Source organism: Neobacillus sp. NPDC097160 (genome assembly GCF_044762155.1).
In the GTDB taxonomy this organism is placed as follows: Bacteria; Bacillota; Bacilli; order Bacillales; family Cytobacillaceae; genus Neobacillus.
On the sequence record NZ_JBIWDU010000035.1, the window covers coordinates 1 to 24831 of the forward strand.

Consider the following 24831-nt stretch of genomic DNA (forward strand, 5'->3'; position numbering starts at 1 on the left):
ACTATTTTCACTATAATAATAGTGAAAATTTTTTATTATTCATCTACTTTTTTTGTTTATCAAAAGTTATCTAAAAATCTTACTGAAATTCTGTTCTTTTTCTATTTTTTTCGTTATGATAAGTAGGGACTTTTAAATCCTATAACTTTTTTATCCATTATACTGTCAGGATTATCCAATGACAAATTATTGAACTTTTTTAAGAGGTGAATTTTTTGCGACGTTCTTTGAAGTGGTTGGCTGTTGCAACTACAATCGGAATGATATTTATTTTAATAGGCGGGGCATTAGTAACTAAGACTGATTCTGGGATGGGCTGCGGGAGATCATGGCCATTATGTAATGGAAAATTTCTTCCTTTGGAAATTACTCCTGAATTAATCATTGAGCTTGCCCATCGGCTGGTTTCCGGTGTAGGAGGGATCATGGTTCTGGCCCTTTCCGTTTGGTCATGGAAGGCGATCGGTCATATCCGTGAAACCAAATTTCTTTCATTACTTTCCTTTTTCTTTTTGTTATTACAAGCATTGATCGGGGCAGCAGCTGTAAAATGGGGGCAATCAAGTTTTGTCCTTGCCTTACATTTTGGTATTTCTCTCGTTTCATTTGCAGCTGTATTATTATTGACACTGCTGATTTTTGAGATTGATAAGAAATTTGATGCTGAAAAGCTCTACATTGATAAACGAATGGGCTTTCATATCGTCGGTGTTTCCATTTATAGCTACCTTGTTATTTACACAGGTGCATTGGTAAGGCATATGAAGGCAAGCCTCGTTTGCCGAGATTGGCCTTTATGCCTAAATGATGCCCCTTCCTTACCGGCCAACATTTATGAATGGGTGCAAATGGGACACCGGGTGGCTGCAGGCCTTATCTTTATCTGGATTGCTTATATTTTTTATTTGGCAGTTCGACATTACAAACATCAAAAAGTACTTTATTGGGGGTGGATGATTTCCTTCATCCTCGTTACCTTACAAGTGATTGCTGGTGCATTCATTATTTTTAGCAGACTAAATCTGTATATCGCCCTTCTCCATGCCTTCTTTATTACTTGCTTGTTTGGGGTGCTTAGTTATTTCCTTTTGTTATATTCAAGATCAAAGAGAAATCATCAATAAAAAGCTGCCGGTGAATCTAGAATCACCGGCAGCTTTTTTTATCCTTTTGTTAATTCGAGTAATAGGTCACCTGTTAAGATTGCGTCACCGCTTGATACATAAATATCATTTACAATGCCGGAGAAAGGGGCTTGAACTGTCGTTTCCATCTTCATTGCTTCAGTAATCATTAAATGATCTCCGCGTTCAACCTTCTCTCCTTTTTCAACGACTACTTTTATAACTGTTCCAGGCATAGAGGCAGAAAGGTGGTGTTCATTTTTCGGATCTGCTTTTAATCTTGAAATCACAGTGGATTTGATACTTTCATCCTTTATTACCACTTCCCGCGGCTGACCATTTAGTTCAAAATAGACAACTCTTGTGCCATCGGCCTGAGGCTGCCCAATTGAAACGAGCTTCACAATCAACGTTTTTCCCGTTTCAATTTCCACTTCAATTTCTTCACCCAGCCTCATCCCATAAAGAAATGTTGGTGTATCAAGCATGGAAATGTTCCCGTAGAGATCAACCGTTTTCATATATTCCATAAACACCTTAGGATACAAAGCATAGGAAATGATCTCATGTGTCGTGACCTGTCTTCCAAGCTCTTCATAAAGTTCTTCCTGAAGCTTACTAAAATCCACTTGCTCAAGTAGCTCACCAGGGCGAATCTCTAGAGGCTTCTTGCCTTTTAAAATTATTTTTTGAAGTTCACTCGGAAATCCACCATATGGCTGTCCCAAGTACCCCTCGAATAATTCCACAACAGAGTCAGGAAAATCGAGTGATTGTCCTTTTCCTAACACATCTTCTTCCGATAACTCATTCTGAACCATGAATAATGCCATATCCCCGACAACCTTTGAAGAAGGTGTCACTTTAACAATATCACCAAACATGTTATTCACTCGTGCATACATGTCTTTTACTTCTTCCCATTGCTCACCAAGTCCAACAGCCTTAGCTTGTTGTTGGAGATTACTATACTGTCCTCCAGGCATTTCATGCTGATAGATTTCCGTATGTGGTGATATCATTCCACTTTCAAAGTCCTGATAATACTTGCGGACGTCCTCCCAGTAATACGATAATTTCTCAAGTGCTTCGATATTTACTTTTGGTTTCCGATCCGTACCTTCCAGGGCGTAAAATAATGAATTCGCACTTGGCTGGGATGTTAAACCTGCCATCGTACTTAATGCTGTATCAACAATATCAACACCGCCATCGATAGCACGTGCATAAGTAAATATTCCATTTCCACTTGTATCATGGGTATGGAGATGAATTGGAATATCAACGGCTTCTTTTAATTCGGACACTAAACGATAGGCAGCCTCCGGTTTCAATAAGCCGGCCATATCCTTTATTCCTAATATGTGTGCACCTTGCTGTTCTAGTTCTTTGGCAAGTTCTTTATAATATTCCAGATTATATTTTGACCTTGTTGGATCTAAAATATCACCAGTATAACAAATCGAAGCCTCCGCTATTTTACCTGTCTGTCGTACCGCATCTATCGCGACTTCCATTCCTTTTACCCAGTTTAAACTATCAAAGATTCGGAAAACATCAATTCCAGCAGCAGCGGATTGGTTTACAAACTCTCGGATTACATTGTCAGGATAGTTTTTATAACCTACCGCATTCGCCCCGCGAATGAGCATTTGGAATAGAACATTTGGAATTTTTTCACGCAGTGTTATTAATCGATCCCACGGATTTTCTTTTAAGAATCTATATGCAACATCAAATGTTGCCCCGCCCCACATTTCAAATGAAAATAGATCTGGTAATAATTTTGCTGCAGGCTCAGCAATATGCATAATATCAGTTGTCCGCATCCTTGTCGCTAATAATGATTGGTGGGCATCTCTGAAGGTTGTATCCGTCAATAAAACTTGTTTTTGATTTTTAATCCATTTGACAAGTCCATCCGGTCCAACTTTGTCCAAAATTTGTTTCGTTCCATCCTGATATGGTAAGTCATATTGTAATACTGGAATCCTTGGCTGGGAGAAGACCGGTCTTTTCTTTTTCTCGATTCCCGGGAAACCATTTACTGTTACCGTCCCAATATAATTTAGCATCTTTGTTCCCCGGTCTTTACTTACGGGAAAAATGAATAACTCTGGGGTTGTATCAATAAAAGAGGTGTCATACTCGCCATTTCTAAACTTCTCATGCTTCACAACATTTTCTAAAAAGGGAATATTGGTTTTAATTCCTCTTATTCTAAATTCCTGTAAATTACGAACCATTTTTGAGGCTGCCTGTTCAAAAGTCAATGCCCATGTTGAAAGTTTCACAAGCAACGAATCATAATATGGAGTAATAACTGCCCCTTGAAAACCATTCCCCGCATCAAGACGAACTCCAAATCCGCCACCAGAGCGATAAGCCATTATTTTTCCTGTGTCAGGCATAAAATTATTAAGCGGGTCTTCTGTTGTGACGCGGGACTGGATTGCAAAGCCATTCAACCGGATATTCTCTTGTGCCGGTATATTAATGATTGGCCCGTGTAACTCATGACCTTCTGAGACTAAAATTTGTGTTTGGACAATATCAATACCTGTAACTAATTCTGTAACCGTGTGCTCCACCTGAATACGCGGGTTTACTTCAATAAAATAAAAGTCATTTCCAGAAACAAGAAACTCAACTGTTCCTGCATTCAAATAATTTACATTTTTCATCAGCTTTACGGCAGCATCACAAATCTGCATACGTAATTCATCCGAAATGGACACACTTGGGGCAACTTCAACTACCTTTTGATGTCGCCTTTGAACGGAACAATCACGGTCAAAAAGATGAACAATATTCCTGCAGCTGTCACCAATGATTTGAACTTCAATATGCTTTGGATTTTCAATTAACTTTTCAAGATAAACTTCATCATTTCCAAAAGCCGCTTTTGCTTCTGATTTTGCCCGATCGAATGCCTCTCGCACTTCTTCTCGGGTTTTGACAATTCTCATCCCGCGCCCGCCACCGCCAAGCGAAGCTTTAATAATAATAGGGAATCCGTGAACATCCACAAACTCTTCCACATCATTTACGTCATTAACAGGTCCGTCACTTCCCGGAATAACAGGAATATTGGCAAGTTCCGCTTGTTTTCTCGCTTTTACCTTATCACCAAACATATCCAAGTGTGCGGACGTTGGGCCAATAAAAATAATTCCCTCTTCTTCACACCGCTTGGCAAAATGAATGTTTTCTGACATAAAGCCATAGCCCGGATGTATGGCATTCACACCACTTTTTTTGGCGATGGCAATGATGCCGTCAATATCTAAATAAGCATCAATTGGTTTTTTCCCTTCCCCAACTATGTAGGCCTCATCCGCTTTATAACGATGGTAGGCTCCAGAATCCTCTTTTGAATAAATCGCAACAGTGCGAATATTCAGTTCCGTACAAGCGCGAAAAACCCTTATTGCAATCTCTCCCCGATTGGCAACCAATACTTTATTTATCTGTCGTGTCACGTAAAGCACCTTCTATTCTATGTATTTTTTAAAAACGCAAGGGATGCTTGTCCCCCGCGTTTTCATTAAAGGTAAAACACTTTTCCATCTTCCGTTTTTTGCTTTTTGTTCCCTTGATCCTGTTTATTAGTATATTTCTTTTCATATTTCACAAACATCGACACATTAACGAGTATCCCAGTCGCTGCAGCTAGCACAAGCAACGAAGATCCTCCGTAGCTGATAAATGGCAGCGTTACACCTGTAAGAGGAATAACCCCTGAAACACCACCTAAATTGATAAAAGATTGAATACCAATCATACTGGAAATCCCAATAGCAAGCAGGCTTCCAAATGGGTCCTTACACTGGATACCAATATAAATTCCTCTTAAAACTAAATATGCCAATAAAATAATGACAAAGCTTACTCCCCAAATCCCCAATTCTTCGGCTATTATAGCCATAATGAAGTCAGTATGTGCTTCAGGTAAATAACCAAGCTTTTGGATGCTCTTCCCTAATCCTAGTCCATTAATGCCACCTGAACCAATCGCAATGTAAGAATTAGCAAGATGAAAGCCACTTTTGTTAACAATATCAGCAGCAAATGGATTTTCTAAAACTGTAAATCGACTCATACGCTTTTCAGAAAAAATTTTATCCTTTGCAACAAAAACAAGTGGCAGGAGTATGATAAGCGTTATGATCATTAGTTTTGAAATACTTTTAAAGTTCATTCCAGAAGCAAATATAATCGTCACGGCAATTAAAGCAATAATAGCCGCAGTACCATAATCCGGCTGCAATATGATTAACCCGCAAACGATAAATAACAATACTAATGGAGGTAATACCCCTTTATTAAAGTGATTTATGTACCTCTGCTTTTTTGCGTAAACTGCTGCTAAATATATAATCATAGTAAGCTTGACAAACTCAGACGGCTGGAATTTAAACGGGCCAATTTGATACCAGCTTTGCGCACCACCAGCAACATGACCAAATACATCCAAGCCTAAAAGGCCTAAAATGGATAAACAAACCATTGGTGCTAGAAACCATTTTGTGAATTGCATAATTTTATAAGGTATAATAGCACATAAAATAAAAACGAATAAAGCCGCTATCAAAAACAATTTTTGTCTTTGATAATAGAAATCGCTTGGCTTATTATACCACTGAACAGTCCAGGCCATGCTTGCGCTGTAGATCATAACTAATCCAAAAGCGCACAAAAGGATGATGGTTATGATTAAAGTATAATCATAAGATTTCAATATTTTTTTAACCATTTAGACGTCCTCATTTTCAAAATTGATATATACCACTCTATTATAATAGAAAATCAATGATATGACTTGAGGAAAAGTTCATATGTTATAATATTTTAATAAAGAATATTCAGAAATCACAAAGGATTAATAAAAAACCCAAACAACTTCCATGAATTGTTTGAGTTTTTATGTCTTTATTTTTTCAAGGATGCATCGTGAAGTGCCGATAATTCTTTCTCTAATTGAGCTAAAATCGCTTTTCCATCCTTACCATCTATTAAGCCTAATCGAACAGCAAAGTCTATTTCCCTTGAAAGGCCAAACATTTGAGTATCCAACACCTCTTCATAAAGAGGGCATTGAGGCATCGTGAGATTGTCCATTTGCACTTTGATAAGCTTTAATATTTTTTCAGCGTCAGCCTGCAATAATGCCAAGGCCTTTTCCTGGTGATTCACGATCATTTCAGACGCCAACATTGATCCCCCCATTTCAGAGCGATAAATTCAACTTATCTATAAATTTTACCGTTTACAAAGGAAAATTGCAAGAACTAGTGAAGGATATTACCAAACATGAGTTACAATTATGACATTCCCGATAAAAAAAGCTATACTTAATGATGTTAGACTTTAGGGGGTATGGAAGATGGAAAATATCATGAGCATATCAGGAAAAGTAAAATATCCTATTACGCTAGAACCCGGTGTTTGGATTTTTGATGACCGCCGCATTGATTTAACTACTTACTTTTCAAATAAAAAAGAGGATTCAAATTCAGTAGAGGCATATACAAAAGCTGTTTCAAAACATTGGGATCGTGAAATAATGGAAGGGGCAATATTTCCTCCAACATTAAAAACCGAGAAGAAATTTGAAAAAGAAAAGGTGCTAACTGGGACTTTCGGAATTCCTTTTATGCCTTTTTTGTTAAATGCCGAGCCAGCGAGTGACGCAGCCACACTTGTTGTTCAAACAACAAATGGTGAATATGAATTTACCATTGAAAAGGCTTATGGATTCATTTTAGGTTTTTCAAATAACGGCAAGCCATTAACTTCTGATGGACCAGTCCACGTCTATAATGGTGATGGTACAAATCATAAAAACCCTATTAAAAATGTAACTGGCTTTACATTAAAGTAGACGGGTGCCTTATGGCGCCCGTTCTATTATTTATAAAATAAGAAAGTATAAATTTTGACTTTGAGAATTGTCCAGCTCCAGGCCATACGCTGTTGACCAGGGCTCTTGCGCTTTTCTTATAATAAATCTGCAGCGAGCCTTGCGAGTCCAGATCTTTCCCCTTTTAATAATTTTACATGACCGGAAATATTTTGATCTTTAAATTTTTCTACGACGTAGGTTAATCCATTGTTATAGGCGTCAAGATATGGATGATCAATTTGTTCCGGGTCACCCATCAACACAATCTTACTTTCTTCCCCAACCCTTGTTAAGATGGTTTTCACTTCATGCTTCGTTAAATTTTGCGCTTCGTCGATAATAATAAACTGCTTCGGTAAGCTTCTGCCGCGAATATACGTTAATGCCTCCACTTCAATCGACCCCATCCCGGCTAAAATCGCATCAAGTTCGCCAGGCTTTTTTGTATTAAAAAGATATTCCAAATTATCGTAAATTGGCTGCATCCATGGTCTGAGTTTTTCTTGTTTTTCACCTGGGAGAAATCCAAGGTCCTTACCAACTGGTACAATTGGTCTTGCGACTAATAGCTTTTTATATTCTCCGAAATCCTCCGTGTGCATTAATCCCGCAGCTAATGCAAGCAATGTTTTACCTGTCCCTGCTTTCCCAGTTAAAGTGACGAGCGGAATGTCCTTGCGTAATAATAATTCGATCGCCATTGTCTGCTGAACATTTCTAGAATGAATGCCCCAAACATGCTCTTGATTTAATGTTAATTTCTTTACTTTCTTACTAGTTTTATCAACCATTCCTATTGCTGAAGCGGAACTGCCAAGTATATCTTTCATTAATAAAAATTGATTTGGATAAAATGGGTGGTTAGCAACTTCCGAAAGTGATAACTCTCCCTTTTCATAAAAACGGCCTAGTACTTCGATTGGAAGGAGTAACTCAAAAAAACCAGTATATATATGTTCTATTTCAACCACGCGGTCGTTTAAAAAATCTTCAGCAGTCAATCCTATTGCATCAGCTTTTACCCTAACTAATGCATCCTTACTTACTATTATAACCGGCTTGCCATTTTCCTTTGCCTGTTCTTCTAAGTATAAATTTTTTGCCACCGCAAGAATGCGATTATCATTAGTTTTTTCAACAAAAATATCTTGGAGCTCATGAAATGAACGATGATTTAATTCAATTCTAATGGTTCCCCCGCGTTCTAACGGGATTTTTTCATGGAGTTTTCCTGATGCCCTTAGGCCATCAATTAATCTTGATACATGCCTTGCATTTCTTCCCACTTCATCCATATATCTTTTCTTTGAGTCCACTTCTTCTAAAACTACTGCAGGAATAACAACTTCATTATCTTCAAAGGAAAAAATGGAATACGGGTCTTGTAATAAGACATTTGTATCTAACACGTATATTTTACTCAAAGCGACGCCTCCTGCTTTACTTGGTGTCAGGCTTGTTAAATCACATCAACAATCCTTTTGCTAGATTGGACTTTGGTAAAATATATGTTTATTGGAATAAAGATAGAAGGCGCTTCACACAATAATTGTTAATGAGACAACATAATTAATCTTCTTGGAGGAGGGTTTAAATGAAAAATATATTATTCACTCTGGTAATATGTTTACTTTTAGCAGGTTGTAATACCACTAATCATAAAGAGATTGCCAAGAGTGACAACCAATCATTAGTAAATGTAAAAAACAGTTATATCGAAAGTGTCGATCGGAAAACAGGGCAGGAAATTTCACAGCGTTTAGTTCAGCTCGCAACCAGTATTCCAAATGTAAATGATGCAACTGCAGTCGTTATAGGGAAATATGCCATCGTTGGGATTGATGTAAATGCAAAAATCGACCGGTCTCAGGTTGGTTCAATAAAGTATTCAGTCGCGGAGAGCTTGAAAAAAGATCCTTATGGCGCCAATGCTGTGGTGGTTGCGGATGCGGACACAACTGAGCGGCTAAAAGAAATACAGGGAGATATCAAAAACGGCAGACCAATACAAGGAATTATGGAGGAGCTGGCGGATGTAGCAGGTAGATTAATGCCGGAAATTCCAGGTGATTTAATTACTCCAAGCCCAAAAAATGCGACAGAAAAGCCTAATCAAAAGCTACCGGCAAATGAACAAGAAAAACTAAACAAGGAACAAGAAGACCAATCCAATCATCATAAATAAAACTATAAATGAAAAAAGCTTAGAATATCTAAGCTTTTTTCATTGCTTCCATCACTTGTCGATCCAATTTTTCAGCCGCATTTTTATCATATGTTTTATCATACTGGACTTCTGTAACAATTTTGGATCCGTAAAACATCACATCTCTAACCTGATTAATAGTTATCTCAACCAGGGCGAGCTTGAGAGGAACATCCGATAATCTTTCTTCTTTTACGTGTGCTTCCCCTTGAATCGAATATGTAGATTCATTCGCAATCAAATTAATGACTACCTTATTATTCTTATTCATATTCTCTAAAATCCGAGAACGATTATCGACAGCAAAATAGATGGTGCTGTCATCTTTGGCTAATACCCAGGAAATAGCACTAACATTTGGCCCGCCTGTCTCATGATCAACTGTTGCTAACGTTACAAAACGCTCTTTTTGCATTTCGTCATATAACGGCTTAATTAGTTTTGGTTCTACTTGATTTGCCATCTTTACAACCCCTTTATGATCCTTCGTTCTGTTTAAAAACAGATATTCTCATATTACTACTATCCCTTTTTTTCATCAACTCTAACCAATTGATTACCATGGGTGTGCACTCATGATATACTAAATACATTAGAAAGAATTGAAGAGGTGCCCTAATGAGAGTAAAGTGTGTAATCTGCGATGAAATTGAAGCGATTGAAGATGAATCCGTAACGGCCAAGCGTCTTCGTAATCGTCCCATTCATACATATATGTGTAAATCTTGCAGCACCAGAATAACGGAAAAAACAAATGCTCGAATCGAAACAGGTAATTTTCGTTTATATAGGACGAAATCTGAAAAAGATGAATGGTAGAAAAAAGTGCTGGCTTGTTATGTTAACAAGCCAGCACTTTTTTAATCTTCAATTGGATAGTCCTCATACTTATTAGGTTCTTGGTTAATTTGGTTCAGCATGATTTCAATTAATTCACGAGGATATCGTGCTTTTTTTGTTTCTTCACCATGCTGGTATGAAACAAAGTACATTACATTATCCGTCGTTATCTCAATCTTCGATACATGATGTTCAGCTGTTAACATCTCTTCAAAAAAGTTTCGCGTTTCTTTCGCTGCCAAATCATCAGGGCGGGCATCACACACAACCTTAATGGTAAGCCAATTATAAAGTGCGTCTTGTAAGGAATTCATTTTCTACCCCCGTTACTTTGCCTCTGTTTGCTGTTTTTTCGATTGATGTAAGCGTATTTTATAAATTATTAGCAATATCGCCGCACCAGCTAATCCTTCAGCAATTGGTAATGCATAAGAAAAAATAAGCATTACAAAGCATCCGATTAAGAGGCATAGATAAATTACTATGTTCTTTAACATAGGAAGTTTTTTTGCAAAGCCTAACTTATATACAATTGTCGACAAAATTACAATATATAAATACTGTAACCACACAGCAGTTTTTACATCTGTTAGCTCAATGAAAAATCTAAGACTAGGGGAGAATCCTTCCATCTTTTCGTGCACTCCTTTAATTAACTCATTTCAGCATACTTTTTCTTTTTCGCTGCTTTTTCTCGTTCATTTTTATCAAGAACTTTCTTCCTTAGACGAATGGATTCAGGCGTAACCTCACAATATTCGTCATCATTTAAATATTCTAATGACTCTTCTAATGTCATAATCCGTGGCTTTTTAATGACTGACGTTTGATCCTTGTTGGCTGAACGGACATTTGTTGCCTGCTTCACTTTTGTGATATTGACGGTTATATCATTTTCACGAGTGTTTTCGCCAACAATCATACCTTCATAAATTTCGGTACCAGGTTCAACAAATATCGTACCACGGTCTTCTACCTGCATTATACCATATGTTGAGGCTTTTCCTGATTCCATTGACACAAGGACACCCTGGTGTCTTCCGCCAACTTGTCCCTGAAGCATAGGCTGGTAGCTGTCAAAGGTATGATTAATAATTCCATATCCACGAGTCATCGTTAAAAACTCAGTTGTATACCCAATTAAACCACGTGCTGGTACATTAAAAATTAGGCGGACTTGACCCGAACCATTATTAATCATATCAAGCATTTCACCTTTACGGGCACCAATCGATTCCATTACAGAACCAGTATGTTCCTCAGGAACATCAATTTGAACTCTTTCCACTGGTTCACAACGTACTCCGTCAATAACTTTAACAATTACTTCTGGCTTTGAAACCTGAAGCTCGTACCCTTCACGGCGCATATTTTCAATTAGAATGGATAAATGAAGTTCACCACGTCCGGAAACAATCCAAGCATCCGGCGAATCTGTGTTTTCAACCCGTAAACTTACATCCGTATGCAATTGTGCAAGAAGTCTTTCTTCAATTTTTCGAGAAGTTAAATATTTTCCTTCTCGTCCTGCAAATGGACTATTGTTTACGGCAAAGGTCATTTGCAGTGTTGGTTCATCAATTCGTAAAATAGGTAATGCTTCTTGATGTTCTGTAGGACAAACTGTTTCACCAACATTAATATCTTCCATCCCTGAAACAGCAATTAAGTCACCGGCTTTTGCTTCCTGAATTTCCTGACGTTTTAATCCGAAGAAACCGAAAATCTTGGTCACGCGGAATTGCTTTACGGTGCCGTCTAATTTCATTAAGGCGACTTGCTGTCCTACATGCATCGTTCCACGGAAAACACGGCCAATCCCGATTCTGCCCACATAATCGTTATAATCAAGAAGAGCTACTTGGAATTGCAATGGTTCTTCGTGATTATCAACAGGTGCAGGGATATATTCAACAATTGCATCATATAGACATTGCATGTTTTCATCTTGCTGTTCAGGATTTGTACTTGCAGTACCGTTTATACCTGATGCGTAGATTACAGGAAATTCAAGCTGATCTTCTGTTGCATCAAGTTCAATAAACAAATCAATGACTTCATCCACTACTTCAGCCGGTCTGGCAAAATCACGGTCAATTTTATTTACTACGACAATCGGAGTTATCTTTTGCTCCAATGCCTTTTTTAGAACAAAACGTGTTTGCGGCATACAGCCTTCATACGCATCGACCACAAGCAAAACACCATCAACCATTTTCATGATTCGTTCTACTTCACCGCCAAAGTCTGCGTGTCCTGGTGTATCCAAAATATTGATTCTTGTATCTTTATATTGAATCGCGGTATTTTTCGCAAGAATGGTGATTCCACGTTCTCTTTCGATATCATTGGAGTCCATAGCCCGTTCTTCCACATGCTCATTAGAACGAAACGTTCCTGATTGTTTTAACAATTGGTCAACCAAAGTTGTTTTTCCATGATCAACGTGGGCAATAATCGCTATATTACGTACATCTTCTCTAAGTTTCAAAATTCCACTCCTACCTATTTATAAAAATAAAAGCTATTTTTAGTTTCCCAAATACAACTAAAGTATTATACCATACTTAAAGTGGAAACCTATAAGGATTTTATGTAGAATAAGAAATATATTAAAAATCTGATTAATGAAACCGTTTAATTAGGAAGGGATATGAAAAAATGAGCAATGTAAAATGGCCATTACTTATTTATGCCATTCTGGCCGCATCAAGCATTATGGGAATTGGCGTTGCAATTAGTGAAAAAAGTATCGTTGGAGCAGTCAGCTGTATTTTGGCAGTTATTATCATCATGGGGTTAGGTTTTAAAACTAAAAGAAGAATGCGTGAAAATGGACAATTATAAAAAGAAGCCTAGGCTTCTTTTATTATTGTCCTACTTTTAAATACTCATTTATAATCTCTTGATGCAATCCTGGATTTGCAGTTAAAAGTGAATCCTTGGAAAGAAAATCGAGTTTTTCTCCCTTTATATTTGTAACAATTCCTCCTAATTCTTCTACAATAACTGCTCCGGCTGCAAAATCCCAAGGTGATAAACGCATCGACAGGTATGCATCTACCCTTCCTGTTGCCACGAATACCATTTCAAGGGCTGCCGTCCCATATGATCTTGTCCCCCTTGCATCTCTTACCAACGGAATCATTAAATTGTGGTCAATACGGTGATTTTCCATTACCCATGTCGCATTAAGGGCGATAATCGATTCCTTCACTGTTGTTTCTTTTAGTGCGGGGATTGGTTTACCATTTAAAAAGGCACCTTTGCCCCGTATTGCATGGTAGAGTTCATCATGTACAACATCATAAATGAGACCAATCTGACCGATTCCATTTTCATAGACCCCTATGGATACGGCAAAGTTCCTCTGTTGATGGATAAAATTCATCGTTCCATCGATCGGATCGATTAACCAGACAACTCCTTCAGGACTTTTCAGTTCATCACCAAAGCCTTCTTCCCCCATTATTTTATGATCAGGATAAACACTCCTAATTTTATGGATAAAAAATTGTTCAATTTCCTTATCGATATTTGTAACAAGATCATTAGGATTTGATTTTGTTTCAATATTTAAAGTCTTCTCAAAGGATAAACGGATCCTGTCTCCTGCTTCCTTAACCCATTCTTTTGCATGGGTATCAATATCTTCCCATATCATATTAGTCCTCCACTTCCCTGTAGACTTATTCGATTCCAACATATGTAGTATGAAGCATGACAAATAATTTGATGTACTTATAGCTTAATCAAATTGCTGTTACACATCAACTTTAAGCCTGCTTTATAGTTCAAATAATCACATATATGTACAACAATAAACGAACTCCTCTCATTCTTCATTGGAGTCCGTTTAGATAAGTCTATAAATTATCCTTATTTGGTTCATTTCATTTTATTACTCCTTTGATTAAAAAATATCTGCAATCAATCAAAGAGCTTTTAATCGTAATAATTCCTGACGGATTTTTTCTAATTTTTGTTTACACTCTTTCATTTTCTTCTCATTCTTTTCCTCAATTGCTTCAAATAATACTGCCAACTCATAATCCATTTCCAATCTCAATACCGCAGTTCTTTCTTTTTCTCCTGCTTTTTTTAAAGATGTATTCATCAATTGCTTCACGTTTCTCCTCCCCTTCCTTTGATTTAACTATTTTTTCAGATTATTTTTTTTACTTTATATTATGAGCCAGCATGATGTGTTGCAACAAATATGTGCTTTAACCTAGATAAGCAACAAACTTCTTGTAGTCTCGGCAATATGCTACAATTAGTGACAAATGGCTTGTTGGAGGTATTTTAATGGATTTCAATGGCTTTACAAATGAAGACTTTGATGTTTTTGAAATAGATGGATTAGAGGCAAGAATGGATTCATTAAAAAGTGCAATACGGCCAAAGTTGGAAGGATTAGGGGATTACTTTGCCCCGACCTTATCCACTTTAACAGGGGATGAAATGTTTGTTCATGTGGCCAAACATGCACGACGAACAATCAATCCACCAAAGGATACTTGGGTGGCATTTGCGAATAATCCCCGAGGCTATAAAATGCTGCCCCATTTTCAAATTGGTTTATGGAACACTCATTTATTTATTTGGTTTGCCGTTATATATGAAGCACCGCAAAAAGAGATCATGGGGGCAAGATTTACTAAAAAGGCAGCTAAAATATTTAAAGAAATCCCAAAAGATTTTGTCTGGTCTTTGGACCATATGAAGCCGGATACAATTCCACACAAAAATTTATCTAAAGATAATTTGCTTTCTTACTTTGAGCGGATGCAAAATGTAAAAAAAGCAGAATTATTATGTGGTTATACCATCGACCGGGAAAAAACCATTGAATTAGGTTCCGAAGGATTAATACGGCAAATTGAGGATGTATTTAATAAAGTGTCTCCATTATATAAAATTGCACAGAACAGTAAATAGACAAAAACTCCCGAATGAATCCTTCGGGAGTTTTATTTATTAATAAGTATAAAAAATTCGACTTTGAGAAATGGCCAGCTCCAGGCGCCGATAGGCGGGCGCCTTTCGCTTTTCTTATTTCATTAAGATTTTATCGCCTGAAGAGGCTTCTTTTGCTTTTTTGATTGTTCGATAGGACGAATATCCACTCATTTCTTCAAATTCACCACAAATAGTTTTTTCTTCAGCCTTACTTGGGACGATTTCTTTGAACCTTCGGTAGGCCATCATAACCACATCTCGTTCAATTCCTTTTTCATAAGCCTTTTCAATCGCCTCAAAAAATTTAATGACATCGACAATTTCATCTGTTGACCAGTTGTAATCAATCGGATATTGATACTCCATTCATTTCACCTTCTTACTTTTTCACTAAAGTGAATCATACATTTATTTTCCCCATTTTGCACGAATTTGTTCTGCATCATCAATCATCCGTTCAAAAAGTTCCCCAACAGACGGTATATCTCTTATAAGCCCCATTACCTGGCCTGCCCATGCAAACCCTTCATTGGCATCTCCATTATATATGTAACGTTTATTAGCTGTTCCACTAATTAAGTCCTTTAGTTGGTCATAATCACCATTATTTCTTTCAATTTCAAGGATTTTCTCTGTCCAGGTATTTGCAATTGCTCTTGCGGGGGATCCTAATGTTCTCTTGATTACCACCGTATCTGACTCCGTTCCTTTCACTAACCTTTGTTTGTATATCTCGTGGGCATGAACGCATTCCTTCGTGGCAATAAATCTTGTCCCCATTTCAATCCCTTCTGCACCTAAACTTAGCGCTGCCATCAATCCCCTGCCATCCCCGATCCCGCCTGAGGCAATAACGGGAATCGAGACTGCATCCACAACCTGGGGGATTAACACCATGGTACCAATATCATCCCTGCCAAGGTGGCCCCCTCCTTCTTGCCCAACAACCATTACCGCGTCTGCACCAAGTTGTTCTGCCTTAATCGCCTGTCGTCTTGCAGCAACCAGGACGAGTGTTTTAATGGATGTCCCTTTTAACTGTTCAAAAATGGGAGCAGGGTTCCCTCCCGTCATCGAGACAACAGGTACTTTTTCATCAATTGCAATTTGGAGGAGGTCAGCAAATGGTCTGCCGTGTTGCCCAATTGCAAAATTAACCCCAAATGGATTGTTCGTTAGCTGTTTTACTTTTCGAATTTCTTCTCTTAGTTGATCCGGATTACTCAAAGACATGGCTGTAATCTGCCCCAGACCACCTGCGTTCGAAACGGCAGCAGCTAATTCAGAATATGCTAAATAGGCTAGGCCGCCCTGTATAATCGGATAGCGAATATTTAATACCTCAGTAACTTTTGTTTGCCAATTCAATGAAATTCCTCCTAATAATTTATTAATTTGTTATTTCGTTGAAAAAGGTTAAATTTCCTGTCTAAATGGGAAACTAACTTGAAGTTAATTTAAAAATAAAAAAAGCTAAAAGAAATCTATGCAACCTCATTGAATAGTGCTATAATTCCTTTGTTTTGAAAGAAAAGCGGAAGCGCCATTTCTTTCAATAGTTAAAGAGTATTTTTTATAAAGAGGTGTATTTATCATTGTCACAAAATCAAACACCGTTATTTAGCGGTTTATTAGAGCATGCAAATAGAAACCCGGTTCAATTCCATATTCCGGGTCATAAAAAGGGAGCAGGAATTGACCCGGAATTTCGCCAGTTTATCGGGGATAATGCCCTTTCTATCGACTTAATTAATATTGGCCCGCTTGATGATCTTCATCACCCTAAGGGCATGATTAAACAGGCACAGGATTTAGCCGCTGAAGCCTTTGGTGCCGACCATACTTTCTTTTCTGTCCAGGGAACAAGCGGTGCCATTATGACAATGGTAATGGCTGTTTGTGGACCTGGAGATAAAATCATCGTGCCAAGAAACGTCCACAAATCGATTATGTCTGCGGTTGTCTTTTCCGGAGCAATCCCAGTCTTTATTCATCCTGAAATTGATACAGAATTAGGAATTTCCCATGGGATTACTACAGATTCCGTGGAAAAGGCACTCGAGCAGAATCCTGATGCAAAAGGGGTTTTAGTTATTAACCCTACCTACTTTGGGATTTCGGCAGATTTAAAAAGGATTGTTGAAATTGCTCACTCGTATCATGTTCCTGTTCTGGTTGATGAGGCCCATGGTGTCCATATCCATTTCCATGATGAACTCCCACTGTCTGCGATGCAGGCTGGTGCTGATATGGCAGCAACAAGTGTCCATAAGCTTGGCGGCTCGATGACACAGAGTTCGATCTTAAACGTGAAAGAGGGACTTGTATCTGCTAAGCACGTTCAATCGATTTTAAGCATGCTTACAACAACGTCTACATCCTATTTACTGTTAGCTTCGTTAGACGTTGCCCGGAGGCAGTTAGCAACTAAAGGAAAGGAATTAATTAGCAGTACGATTCGATTAGCACAGTCCATTCGTACACGAATCAATGAAATCGACCATATTCATTGTATTGGAGAGGAAATCTTAGGTTCTAAAGCCACTTTTGATTATGACCCAACAAAACTCATTATTTCGGTTAAAGAGCTTGGTATGACCGGTTATGAGGTAGAAAAGTGGCTAAGAGAACGACACAATATCGAAGTTGAATTATCTGACCTATATAACATCCTTTGTATTATCACATTTGGTGACACAGAGGTTGAAGCGAACCTTTTGGTAAATGCATTAAAAGAGCTTGCCGCCGAATGTGAGCATCGTACGGGAAAAATTGAACCTGTAGAGGTTCTTCTGCCTGAAATCCCAGTGCTTGCCTTAACACCAAGAGACGCCTTTTATGCTGAAACAGAAGTGATTCCTTTTGAAGAATCAGAAGGAAGAATCATTGCTGAATTTGTAATGGTATACCCGCCAGGTATCCCAATATTTATTCCAGGTGAAATCATTACGAAGGAAAACCTTCATTACATTAATGAAAACCTCGAAGCGGGACTGCCAGTACAAGGACCTGAAGATGATGAAATCAAAACAATTCACGTCATTAAAGAATACAAAGCCATTAAATAAAAATACAGGATTCCAACTTCGGAATCCTGTTTCTATTTTTTTAAACTTCTTCGTCAATATGATGGTCGTCGCAACAATTACATTTCGAGTAAAGCACTGTAACTTTTTCATCTTCAAAATGATCAATAGTAGAGTTACAAGTCTGGCATACAAGAGTACCCATCTGTTCAATCCCCTTTTCTTAATTGAATGATCAAGATTTGAAAGCGTTTAAATATCCTTAACTCAATAATAATATATCACATTAAGAATTTCAACCCTAAATTGTATGTCACATTTAAAAATATTTATAAAAAAAAGGCCCCTTTTAGGCCTTTTCATGGACATTATTCATATTGGGTGACAAATGGGATGGACGGAAGTGTTACGCTAAAAAATTCAGCTAAATCTATGGCTTGCTGCTTATCTGGGATACGGAACACGGTTTGAAGGTAGTCAATATCTTCAATGTCTTTAGGGTCGAGGAGAGTTGAACGGCCTGTTTGCATGCAGACAACAAGAGGTTTGCCGAAAAACAAATTCGTGTAAATAATTCCGAAATCATAACGGGTATCTTCTGTGGTAAAGCCAATGAACCTCACTTTTGCATTTTCATGCTCATCATAGAGCTTATCAAATAATTCCATATGGCTCCTCCTTTTCTTTTAATATTTTGAATATTATTATAATTCATTTTTTGAAAAATAACAAGAAAACTTAACGAATTATTTCTGTAAGTGTTGTTGGACTTTTTAATCAATGCTAGAATAGAATTGCATAATCAATGGACTAATAGGGGGAAATGATGATGGCTGTTAGCGCATTTATTAAACTTGTGCCCTTATCTGCTAAACAAACGGTAACAATCGAAGAGGTAAAGGACTTATTTCATTACTATAAAAAAATAACTGCTAAAACAGGCGATCAATTGAATTGGCAGTACGGAGATTCTGCCTTTCCTTATGAAATTAAAGAAAAAGTAGAAAGCAATGGAACATGGTTTTATTTACAATCTGACCATGAACGCTATAATGCTATTTTAATTGGCGTTGATACAGAAACAGTTCGCAATGAGGATGGAACAGAAAACGAGCAGGTATACATACAAATTACACTCCCTGAACAATCTACCCATGGTGATAAAGGAAAGGCAAATGAATTTTGTAAATTCCTTGCTAAAAAGCTCCAAGGTGAACTGCATCTCTTTAACGAAAGGATCATGTATTTTTATCCAAGAAAGTAAGGGCTCCGTTTCGGAGCTTTTTTTAATGAATGAATTGGGTCATTGTAAAATGAATGGAAGTATAAATGACTAAACTAAGTACAGTAATAAAAAGTGTTTTCCGCTTTGATTTCGTCACATGGTTCCCGATTAAAAATGCCAGATAAAAAAACACAAAGAACATAATAACTTTATAAATGAGTTGATCATGCTTTGATATCCATTCAATTAACGTATACCCGCTCCAAATAATAAACTGCAAAATTATGACAACATAAACCCTCATATTTATCACCACTCAAAATCCATTGATCTTAAAAAGAACAAAGACATCTAGTGTTATAAGTATATGTTCTCCTAGCCAGAGATATTTTTCATTTTCACATAACTTAGGCTATTTTTAGAATTTATATATCCTTGATTTCCTTAATAATTCGCTGCAAAAAAATAAAGTCCTTTTCGATTTTATACGAAAAGGACGTTTATTTTTTTCTATTTAATGATATGGATTGGGGTTCCAAGTGCAACTTCTGCTGCTTCCATTGTAATTTCACCAAGTGTTGGATGTGCATGGATTGTCATAGCTAAATCCTCAGCTGTCATACCAGCTTCAATTGCTAAGCCTAACTCTGCAATCATATCTGAGGCACTTGCACCAGCAATCTGCGCTCCAATGACAAGGCCGTCTTCTTTACGGGTAATTAATTTCAAGAAGCCATCACCGCTATCAAGTGATAAAGCACGACCATTTGCCGCAAATGGGAATTTAGCTGCATTCACTTCAATGCCTTCTTCTTTAGCTTGTGATTCTGTGTATCCAACTGAAGCCAATTCAGGTTCAGAGAACACAACAGCCGGGATTCCTAAATAATCAATTTCAGAAGAATGACCAGCAATTGCTTCGGCAGCAATTTTAGCCTCATAGGATGCTTTATGTGCTAATTGCGGACCTTGAACAACATCACCAATCGCATAAATATTGCTGATATTCGTACGACATTGTTTGTCAATTTCAATTAGACCACGCTCGCTTAATTTTACACCAGCTTGTTCTAAGCCCATTTCATCAGTGTTTGGACGGCGGCCAACCATGACAAATACGTAATCAGCTTCGATTTTCTTCTCTTCGCCTTTTGTTTCGAAAGTTACAACTACACCGTTTTCCGTTTCTTCTACACCTTTAGCCAATGCTTTTGTATAGAACTCAGCGCCTTTTTTCTTCATGCTGCGTTTAACAAGTGAAGCCATTTGCTTATCAAAAACACCAAGACCTAAAATTTCATCCGCGCCTTCAAGGACGGTTACTTGGCTGCCAAAGTTTGCGTAGGCTCCACCAAGCTCAATTCCAATCACACCGCCGCCAATAACAACGATTTTTTCGGGAATTTCATTTAAGTTAAGTGCTCCAGTAGAATTAAGGACACGTTTTGAATATTTAAAAGAAGGAAGTTCAATTGGACGTGATCCAGTTGCAATAATCGCATTTTTAAACGTATACGTTTGTGCGGAATTTTCGTCCATTACACGAAGTGTATTGGCATCGACAAAGTATGCTTCACCGCTGACAATATTGACTTTGTTTCCTTTTAATAATCCTGCCACACCGCCTGTTAATTTTTTGACGATTCCGGCTTTAAATTCCTGAACCTTTGAAAAATCAACTTTTACATTTTCAGCTGTTATTCCGAATGACTCGGAATGAAGGGCTGTTTCATATCGATGGCCAGCTGCAATCAATGCTTTAGAAGGAATACAGCCTACATTTAAACATACCCCGCCTACATATTCCTTTTCAACAATTGTTACTTTTTGTCCTAGCTGGGCAGCACGAATCGCTGCGACGTATCCCCCAGGGCCTGCACCGATGACTATAGTATCTGTTTCAATCGGGAAATCTCCAACGACCATAATATTTACGCCTCCATTAACAATAGTTCTGGATCGTTTAATAAACGTTTAATATGATTTAATGCATTTTGTGCTGTTGCACCGTCAATCATACGGTGGTCAAAGCTTAAAGAAAGGGCTAATACAGGTGCAGCAACAATTTCACCATTACGTACGATTGGTTTTTCAGCAATTCTGCCTACACCTAAGATCGCAACTTCAGGATGATTAATAACAGGTGTAAACCATTGACCACCAGCAGAACCGATATTTGAAATCGTACAAGATGCACCTTTCATTTCGTTAGGAGCAAGTTTTCCGTCACGTGCTTTGCCGGCTAATTCATTAATTTCATTAGAAATAGAGAAGACTGACTTACGGTCTGCATCTTTTACAACGGGTACTAATAAGCCTTTTTCAGTATCTGCTGCAATCCCAATGTTATAGTAATGCTTATGAATAATTTCACTTGTTGCATCATCAAGTGATGTATTTAACGCTGGGAATTCACGTAATGCACTTGTTAAAGCTTTTACGATATATGGTAAGAATGTAAGCTTAATGCCTTTAGCTGCAGCCACTTCTTTGAATTTCTTACGATGAGTAACAAGTTTCGTTACATCCACTTCATCCATTAACGTAACATGTGGTGCGGTATGTTTCGAATTAACCATTGCTTTTGCAATTGCTTTACGAATACCACTCATTTTCTCACGAGTTTCCGGATATTCACCTTGTGGAATTGCTGCTGCTTGTGGTGCTGCAGGTTTTGCTGCTTCAGCTTCAACGGCTGGCGCAGTTGCTGCTTGTGGCGCCGCTTGGGTTCCACCGCTCACGAATGCATCGATATCAGTCTTTAGAATTCTGCCATTGTCACCAGACCCAGAAACTAAATGAATATCAATACCTTTTTCACGTGCATATTTACGAACAGATGGCATTGCGATGATCCGTCTAGTTGGATCAACTTCCACTTGTGGTGCCGTTTCTGTATTTGCAGCAGGTACCGGTGCCGCTTGTTGTTGGGCTTCAGCTGCAGGCGTTTTAGCTGTTTCTTGTGGTTTTGTTTCCTCTTCATCGCCTTTAAATTTCAGGTCTTCGTATCCTGGTGCGTCAAATGTTACAAGAACCTGTCCAACTGTTGCAACGGTCCCTTCTCCAACTAGAACTTCCAACACAGATCCTTCTACAGGTGAAGGAATTTCTACTACTGCTTTATCGTTTTGAATTTCGCAAAGGACATCATCTTCTTGGACTTTATCGCCTGGTTTGATGAACCATTTGACAATTTCCCCTTCGTGAATACCTTCACCGATGTCAGGCATTTTAAATTGAAATGGCACTGAGATTCATCTCCTACTTTTCGTTTATTTTAGAAATTCTACTAGAACGTTAATACCTTTTTAGCTGTTTCGATTACATCTTTAAAGTTAGGAAGCCAAACGGATTCAGCTTGTGGGAACGCAAATACCGTATCTGGTGCAGCCACACGTAATACAGGTGCTTCCAAGCTTAAAATAGCACGATCGTTAATTTCAGCAACTACATTAGCGGCAATACCTGCTTGTTTTTGTGCTTCTTGAACAACAATCGCACGCCCTGTTTTTTCAACGGAGGCAATGATGGTTTCGATATCAATTGGGCTTACTGTACGTAAGTCAATTACTTCAGCAGAGTATCCTTCTTTTTCCAGTTCTTCTGCTGCTTTTAAAGATTCATGAACCATTGCACCATAAGTAATGATCGATACATCGGTTCCTTCACGTTTCACTTCTGCTTTCCCAAGCGGGATCGTATATTCTCCCTCAGGAACTTCCTGACGGAATGAACGATATAACTTCATATGTTCAAGGAAAATAACCGGATCATTGTCACGGATAGATGAAATTAGAAGTCCTTTTGCATCATATGGTGTTGATGGAATCACGACTTTTACTCCAGGTGATTGTGCCATAAGACCTTCTAAGCTGTCAGCGTGCATATCAGGAGTATGTACGCCGCCTCCGAAAGGCGAACGGAACGTTACAGGAGCATTAAATTTCCCCCCTGTACGATAGCGCAGACGAGCTGCTTGACCAGAAATAGAGTCCATTACTTCAAACACAAACCCGAAGAATTGAATTTCTGGAACTGGACGGAAGCCTTGTAAACTAAGACCGACCGCTAAACCTCCGATTCCGGATTCAGCAAGTGGCGTGTCAAACACACGATCTTCGCCAAATTCGTTTTGCAGTCCTTCTGTCGCACGGAATACACCGCCATTTAAACCAACGTCTTCACCGAATACTAACACATTCGGATCATTACGCAATTCCGTACGTAATGCATCTGTAATTGCTTGGATCATTGTCATTTGAGCCATGGCTTACTTCGACTCCTTTTCTTTATATATTTCATATTGTTCTTTTAAGTTAAATGGCATATCTTCATGCATGATGGAGATTAAGTCTGTCACCTTTTGCTTAGGCGCCGCATCTGCTAGCTTAATCGCTTCTTTAATATCTTCTTTCGCTTGTTCAATTACTTCGTTTTCCTTTTCTTCACTCCAAAGTCCTTTGTTTTCAAGGAATTTTCGGAAACGAACAAGTGGATCTTTCTTTTCCCACTCATTGTCAAGGTCTGCTGTTCGATATCGAGTTGGGTCATCGCCGGCCATTGTATGTGGGCCATAACGATATGTTAATGTTTCAATTAGTGTTGGACCTTCGCCATTAATTGCACGCTCACGGGCATCACGAGTTGCGGCATAAACAGCTAATGGATCCATACCGTCAACTACGATACCAGGGATTCCGGCTGCAACTGCCTTTTGAGCAAGTGTCTTCGATGCAGATTGTTTAGCAACAGGAGTTGAAATTGCAAAACGGTTGTTTTGAATAATAAAGATAGCTGGAGCTTTAAACGCACCCGCAAAGTTAATTCCTTCATAGAAATCCCCTTGTGATGTTCCACCATCACCTGTATACGTAATGGCAACTGCTTTTGCTCCTCGTTTTTTCATTCCAAGTGCTACACCAGCTGTTTGAACGTACTGGGCACCAATAATGATTTGAGGAATGGCAATATTAACTCCCTCAGGAATCTGCCCGCCTTGAAAATGTCCTCTTGACCATAAAAACGCTTGGGATAATGGTAATCCGTGCCACACAATTTGCGGAACATCTCGATATCCCGGTAAAATAAAATCTTCTTTTTCAAGGGCAAACTGGGATGCTAATTGTGATGCTTCCTGGCCGGCGGTTGGTGCATAGAAACCCAATCTTCCTTGACGGTTTAAAGAAATAGAACGTTGATCAAGAATCCTTGTATAAACCATGCGGCGCATTAATTCCTGAAGTTGTTCATCGGTTAGATTAGGCATTGCCGCTTCATTGACAACCTCACCTTGTTCATTAAGAATTTGAAGCGTTTGAAATTGATCTTCTACAGCCTCGAGCGCTACTTTCGCATCAAGCTGGGCGTTCTTAAGTTTAGAAGCCATTTTGGTCACCTCTTCCTTTCTATTCAGAGCTTAATTTTAAAAATAAATTCCACTAAGTTAGATTACCCAAAAAACACTTGAATAAAAGCACGATAGAAATAACCATCACTTTTAAACAGGTTAATTGGACAAACTTTTGATATTACATATAATTTTT

At 38.2% G+C, this 24831-nt stretch carries 27 protein-coding genes; 8 read left to right on the forward strand and 19 right to left on the reverse strand.

From position 1 onward, the window contains the following. Window positions 1-215: 215 nt before the first annotated feature. The gene (locus tag ACIQXV_RS28845) at window positions 216-1124 is read left to right on the forward strand and encodes a COX15/CtaA family protein (RefSeq protein ID WP_402965516.1); all 909 of its coding nucleotides are present in this window, start codon (window positions 216-218) and stop codon (window positions 1122-1124) included. 38 nt (window positions 1125-1162) lie between these two features. On the opposite strand, the gene pyc is transcribed toward ACIQXV_RS28845, so the two are convergent. The 3 genes from pyc to ACIQXV_RS28860 form a co-directional block, all read right to left on the reverse strand. Continuing rightward, on the reverse strand, window positions 1163-4606 hold the full coding sequence (gene pyc, locus ACIQXV_RS28850; RefSeq protein ID WP_402965519.1) for a pyruvate carboxylase: 3444 nt from the start codon (window positions 4604-4606) through the stop codon (window positions 1163-1165). A gap of 65 nt (window positions 4607-4671) precedes the next feature. Next, complete coding sequence (locus ACIQXV_RS28855) at window positions 4672-5880, reverse strand: FtsW/RodA/SpoVE family cell cycle protein (RefSeq protein WP_402965522.1); 1209 nt, start codon at window positions 5878-5880, stop codon at window positions 4672-4674. A gap of 176 nt (window positions 5881-6056) precedes the next feature. Next, window positions 6057-6338 carry an Fpa/YlaN family protein gene (locus ACIQXV_RS28860; RefSeq protein WP_402965592.1) on the reverse strand — a complete coding sequence of 94 codons (282 nt, stop codon included), beginning with the start codon at window positions 6336-6338 and terminating at the stop codon, window positions 6057-6059. A 172-nt stretch (window positions 6339-6510) separates the two neighbouring features. On the opposite strand from ACIQXV_RS28860, the gene ACIQXV_RS28865 reads away from it, so the two are divergent. Next, a complete protein-coding gene (locus ACIQXV_RS28865; RefSeq protein WP_402965525.1) occupies window positions 6511-7008 on the forward strand; it encodes a peptidyl-prolyl cis-trans isomerase in 498 nt (165 codons plus the stop codon). 116 nt (window positions 7009-7124) lie between these two features. Here ACIQXV_RS28865 and ACIQXV_RS28870 read toward each other — a convergent pair whose 3' ends face one another. Further along, window positions 7125-8453, reverse strand: a complete 1329-nt coding sequence (locus ACIQXV_RS28870) for a PhoH family protein (RefSeq protein ID WP_402965528.1) — start codon at window positions 8451-8453, stop codon at window positions 7125-7127. Window positions 8454-8623: 170 nt separating this feature from the next. Between ACIQXV_RS28870 and ACIQXV_RS28875 the strand changes: the two genes are divergently transcribed. After that, the gene (locus ACIQXV_RS28875) at window positions 8624-9214 is read left to right on the forward strand and encodes a YhcN/YlaJ family sporulation lipoprotein (protein ID WP_402965531.1); all 591 of its coding nucleotides are present in this window, start codon (window positions 8624-8626) and stop codon (window positions 9212-9214) included. Between the two features lie 28 nt (window positions 9215-9242). Here ACIQXV_RS28875 and ACIQXV_RS28880 read toward each other — a convergent pair whose 3' ends face one another. Then, window positions 9243-9698: a pyridoxamine 5'-phosphate oxidase family protein gene (locus ACIQXV_RS28880; RefSeq protein WP_402965534.1), complete on the reverse strand. Its 456-nt coding sequence runs from the start codon at window positions 9696-9698 to the stop codon at window positions 9243-9245. Window positions 9699-9853: 155 nt separating this feature from the next. Here ACIQXV_RS28880 and ACIQXV_RS28885 point away from each other — a divergent pair, with 155 nt between their 5' ends. Beyond that, window positions 9854-10054 (forward strand): YlaI family protein, encoded by a 201-nt coding sequence (locus ACIQXV_RS28885; RefSeq protein ID WP_402965537.1) that lies wholly within the window; start codon window positions 9854-9856, stop codon window positions 10052-10054. Between the two features lie 41 nt (window positions 10055-10095). Here ACIQXV_RS28885 and ACIQXV_RS28890 read toward each other — a convergent pair whose 3' ends face one another. The 3 genes from ACIQXV_RS28890 to typA are packed head-to-tail and all read right to left on the reverse strand — an operon-like array spanning window position 10096 to window position 12566. Beyond that, on the reverse strand, window positions 10096-10389 hold the full coding sequence (locus tag ACIQXV_RS28890; protein ID WP_402965540.1) for a hypothetical protein: 294 nt from the start codon (window positions 10387-10389) through the stop codon (window positions 10096-10098). 12 nt (window positions 10390-10401) lie between these two features. Then, entirely contained in the window at window positions 10402-10707 is a 306-nt protein-coding gene (locus ACIQXV_RS28895; RefSeq protein WP_402965543.1) for a YlaH-like family protein, read from the reverse strand. A 20-nt stretch (window positions 10708-10727) separates the two neighbouring features. Beyond that, the gene (typA, locus tag ACIQXV_RS28900) at window positions 10728-12566 is read right to left on the reverse strand and encodes a translational GTPase TypA (protein WP_402965546.1); all 1839 of its coding nucleotides are present in this window, start codon (window positions 12564-12566) and stop codon (window positions 10728-10730) included. Window positions 12567-12736: 170 nt separating this feature from the next. On the opposite strand from typA, the gene ACIQXV_RS28905 reads away from it, so the two are divergent. Next, entirely contained in the window at window positions 12737-12922 is a 186-nt protein-coding gene (locus ACIQXV_RS28905) for a YlaF family protein (protein WP_402965549.1), read from the forward strand. A 22-nt stretch (window positions 12923-12944) separates the two neighbouring features. Here ACIQXV_RS28905 and ACIQXV_RS28910 read toward each other — a convergent pair whose 3' ends face one another. Together ACIQXV_RS28910 and ACIQXV_RS28915 are read right to left on the reverse strand one after the other, a co-directional pair. Next, window positions 12945-13739 (reverse strand): inositol monophosphatase family protein, encoded by a 795-nt coding sequence (locus tag ACIQXV_RS28910; protein ID WP_402965552.1) that lies wholly within the window; start codon window positions 13737-13739, stop codon window positions 12945-12947. Between the two features lie 270 nt (window positions 13740-14009). Next, window positions 14010-14204: a hypothetical protein gene (locus tag ACIQXV_RS28915; RefSeq protein WP_066084934.1), complete on the reverse strand. Its 195-nt coding sequence runs from the start codon at window positions 14202-14204 to the stop codon at window positions 14010-14012. A 179-nt stretch (window positions 14205-14383) separates the two neighbouring features. Here ACIQXV_RS28915 and ACIQXV_RS28920 point away from each other — a divergent pair, with 179 nt between their 5' ends. Continuing rightward, window positions 14384-15016, forward strand: a complete 633-nt coding sequence (locus tag ACIQXV_RS28920) for a YktB family protein (protein WP_402965556.1) — start codon at window positions 14384-14386, stop codon at window positions 15014-15016. Between the two features lie 114 nt (window positions 15017-15130). On the opposite strand, the gene ACIQXV_RS28925 is transcribed toward ACIQXV_RS28920, so the two are convergent. After that, window positions 15131-15403 carry a UPF0223 family protein gene (locus ACIQXV_RS28925; protein ID WP_402965559.1) on the reverse strand — a complete coding sequence of 91 codons (273 nt, stop codon included), beginning with the start codon at window positions 15401-15403 and terminating at the stop codon, window positions 15131-15133. A gap of 42 nt (window positions 15404-15445) precedes the next feature. Further along, complete coding sequence (locus tag ACIQXV_RS28930) at window positions 15446-16405, reverse strand: NAD(P)H-dependent flavin oxidoreductase (RefSeq protein WP_402965562.1); 960 nt, start codon at window positions 16403-16405, stop codon at window positions 15446-15448. 227 nt (window positions 16406-16632) lie between these two features. Between ACIQXV_RS28930 and ACIQXV_RS28935 the strand changes: the two genes are divergently transcribed. Then, window positions 16633-18105, forward strand: a complete 1473-nt coding sequence (locus ACIQXV_RS28935) for an aminotransferase class I/II-fold pyridoxal phosphate-dependent enzyme (protein ID WP_402965565.1) — start codon at window positions 16633-16635, stop codon at window positions 18103-18105. A gap of 40 nt (window positions 18106-18145) precedes the next feature. Here the strand turns inward: ACIQXV_RS28935 and ACIQXV_RS28940 are convergent, their stop codons facing one another. After that, window positions 18146-18268 carry a GapA-binding peptide SR1P gene (locus ACIQXV_RS28940; RefSeq protein WP_402965568.1) on the reverse strand — a complete coding sequence of 41 codons (123 nt, stop codon included), beginning with the start codon at window positions 18266-18268 and terminating at the stop codon, window positions 18146-18148. 163 nt (window positions 18269-18431) lie between these two features. Next, window positions 18432-18731, reverse strand: coding sequence for a DUF3055 domain-containing protein (locus ACIQXV_RS28945; RefSeq protein ID WP_402965571.1), 300 nt, complete (start codon window positions 18729-18731; stop codon window positions 18432-18434). Between the two features lie 161 nt (window positions 18732-18892). Between ACIQXV_RS28945 and ACIQXV_RS28950 the strand changes: the two genes are divergently transcribed. Beyond that, complete coding sequence (locus tag ACIQXV_RS28950; RefSeq protein ID WP_402965574.1) at window positions 18893-19327, forward strand: DUF1885 family protein; 435 nt, start codon at window positions 18893-18895, stop codon at window positions 19325-19327. A gap of 22 nt (window positions 19328-19349) precedes the next feature. On the opposite strand, the gene ACIQXV_RS28955 is transcribed toward ACIQXV_RS28950, so the two are convergent. The 5 genes from ACIQXV_RS28955 to pdhA form a co-directional block, all read right to left on the reverse strand. After that, window positions 19350-19592, reverse strand: a complete 243-nt coding sequence (locus tag ACIQXV_RS28955; protein WP_402965577.1) for a hypothetical protein — start codon at window positions 19590-19592, stop codon at window positions 19350-19352. Between the two features lie 206 nt (window positions 19593-19798). Continuing rightward, window positions 19799-21214 carry a dihydrolipoyl dehydrogenase gene (lpdA, locus tag ACIQXV_RS28960; RefSeq protein WP_402965580.1) on the reverse strand — a complete coding sequence of 472 codons (1416 nt, stop codon included), beginning with the start codon at window positions 21212-21214 and terminating at the stop codon, window positions 19799-19801. Between the two features lie 5 nt (window positions 21215-21219). Next, on the reverse strand, window positions 21220-22536 hold the full coding sequence (locus ACIQXV_RS28965) for a dihydrolipoamide acetyltransferase family protein (protein WP_402965583.1): 1317 nt from the start codon (window positions 22534-22536) through the stop codon (window positions 21220-21222). Window positions 22537-22577: 41 nt separating this feature from the next. Beyond that, complete coding sequence (locus ACIQXV_RS28970; RefSeq protein WP_402965586.1) at window positions 22578-23555, reverse strand: alpha-ketoacid dehydrogenase subunit beta; 978 nt, start codon at window positions 23553-23555, stop codon at window positions 22578-22580. A gap of 3 nt (window positions 23556-23558) precedes the next feature. Further along, entirely contained in the window at window positions 23559-24674 is a 1116-nt protein-coding gene (pdhA, locus tag ACIQXV_RS28975; protein WP_402965589.1) for a pyruvate dehydrogenase (acetyl-transferring) E1 component subunit alpha, read from the reverse strand. Window positions 24675-24831: the final 157 nt, after the last annotated feature.

Coding starts and splice junctions, on each gene's coding strand:
- ACIQXV_RS28855 (WP_402965522.1), bottom strand. CDS start 5,880: ATGGTTAAAAAAATATTGAAATCTTATGATTATACTTTAATCATAACC.
- ACIQXV_RS28865 (WP_402965525.1), top strand. CDS start 6,511: ATGGAAAATATCATGAGCATATCAGGAAAAGTAAAATATCCTATTACG.
- ACIQXV_RS28875 (WP_402965531.1), top strand. CDS start 8,624: ATGAAAAATATATTATTCACTCTGGTAATATGTTTACTTTTAGCAGGT.
- ACIQXV_RS28880 (WP_402965534.1), bottom strand. CDS start 9,698: ATGGCAAATCAAGTAGAACCAAAACTAATTAAGCCGTTATATGACGAA.
- ACIQXV_RS28885 (WP_402965537.1), top strand. CDS start 9,854: ATGAGAGTAAAGTGTGTAATCTGCGATGAAATTGAAGCGATTGAAGAT.
- ACIQXV_RS28890 (WP_402965540.1), bottom strand. CDS start 10,389: ATGAATTCCTTACAAGACGCACTTTATAATTGGCTTACCATTAAGGTT.
- ACIQXV_RS28895 (WP_402965543.1), bottom strand. CDS start 10,707: ATGGAAGGATTCTCCCCTAGTCTTAGATTTTTCATTGAGCTAACAGAT.
- ACIQXV_RS28905 (WP_402965549.1), top strand. CDS start 12,737: ATGAGCAATGTAAAATGGCCATTACTTATTTATGCCATTCTGGCCGCA.
- ACIQXV_RS28910 (WP_402965552.1), bottom strand. CDS start 13,739: ATGATATGGGAAGATATTGATACCCATGCAAAAGAATGGGTTAAGGAA.
- ACIQXV_RS28920 (WP_402965556.1), top strand. CDS start 14,384: ATGGATTTCAATGGCTTTACAAATGAAGACTTTGATGTTTTTGAAATA.
- ACIQXV_RS28925 (WP_402965559.1), bottom strand. CDS start 15,403: ATGGAGTATCAATATCCGATTGATTACAACTGGTCAACAGATGAAATT.
- ACIQXV_RS28940 (WP_402965568.1), bottom strand. CDS start 18,268: ATGGGTACTCTTGTATGCCAGACTTGTAACTCTACTATTGATCATTTT.
- ACIQXV_RS28945 (WP_402965571.1), bottom strand. CDS start 18,731: ATGGAATTATTTGATAAGCTCTATGATGAGCATGAAAATGCAAAAGTG.
- ACIQXV_RS28950 (WP_402965574.1), top strand. CDS start 18,893: ATGGCTGTTAGCGCATTTATTAAACTTGTGCCCTTATCTGCTAAACAA.
- ACIQXV_RS28955 (WP_402965577.1), bottom strand. CDS start 19,592: ATGAGGGTTTATGTTGTCATAATTTTGCAGTTTATTATTTGGAGCGGG.
- lpdA (WP_402965580.1), bottom strand. CDS start 21,214: ATGGTCGTTGGAGATTTCCCGATTGAAACAGATACTATAGTCATCGGT.
- ACIQXV_RS28970 (WP_402965586.1), bottom strand. CDS start 23,555: ATGGCTCAAATGACAATGATCCAAGCAATTACAGATGCATTACGTACG.
- pdhA (WP_402965589.1), bottom strand. CDS start 24,674: ATGGCTTCTAAACTTAAGAACGCCCAGCTTGATGCGAAAGTAGCGCTC.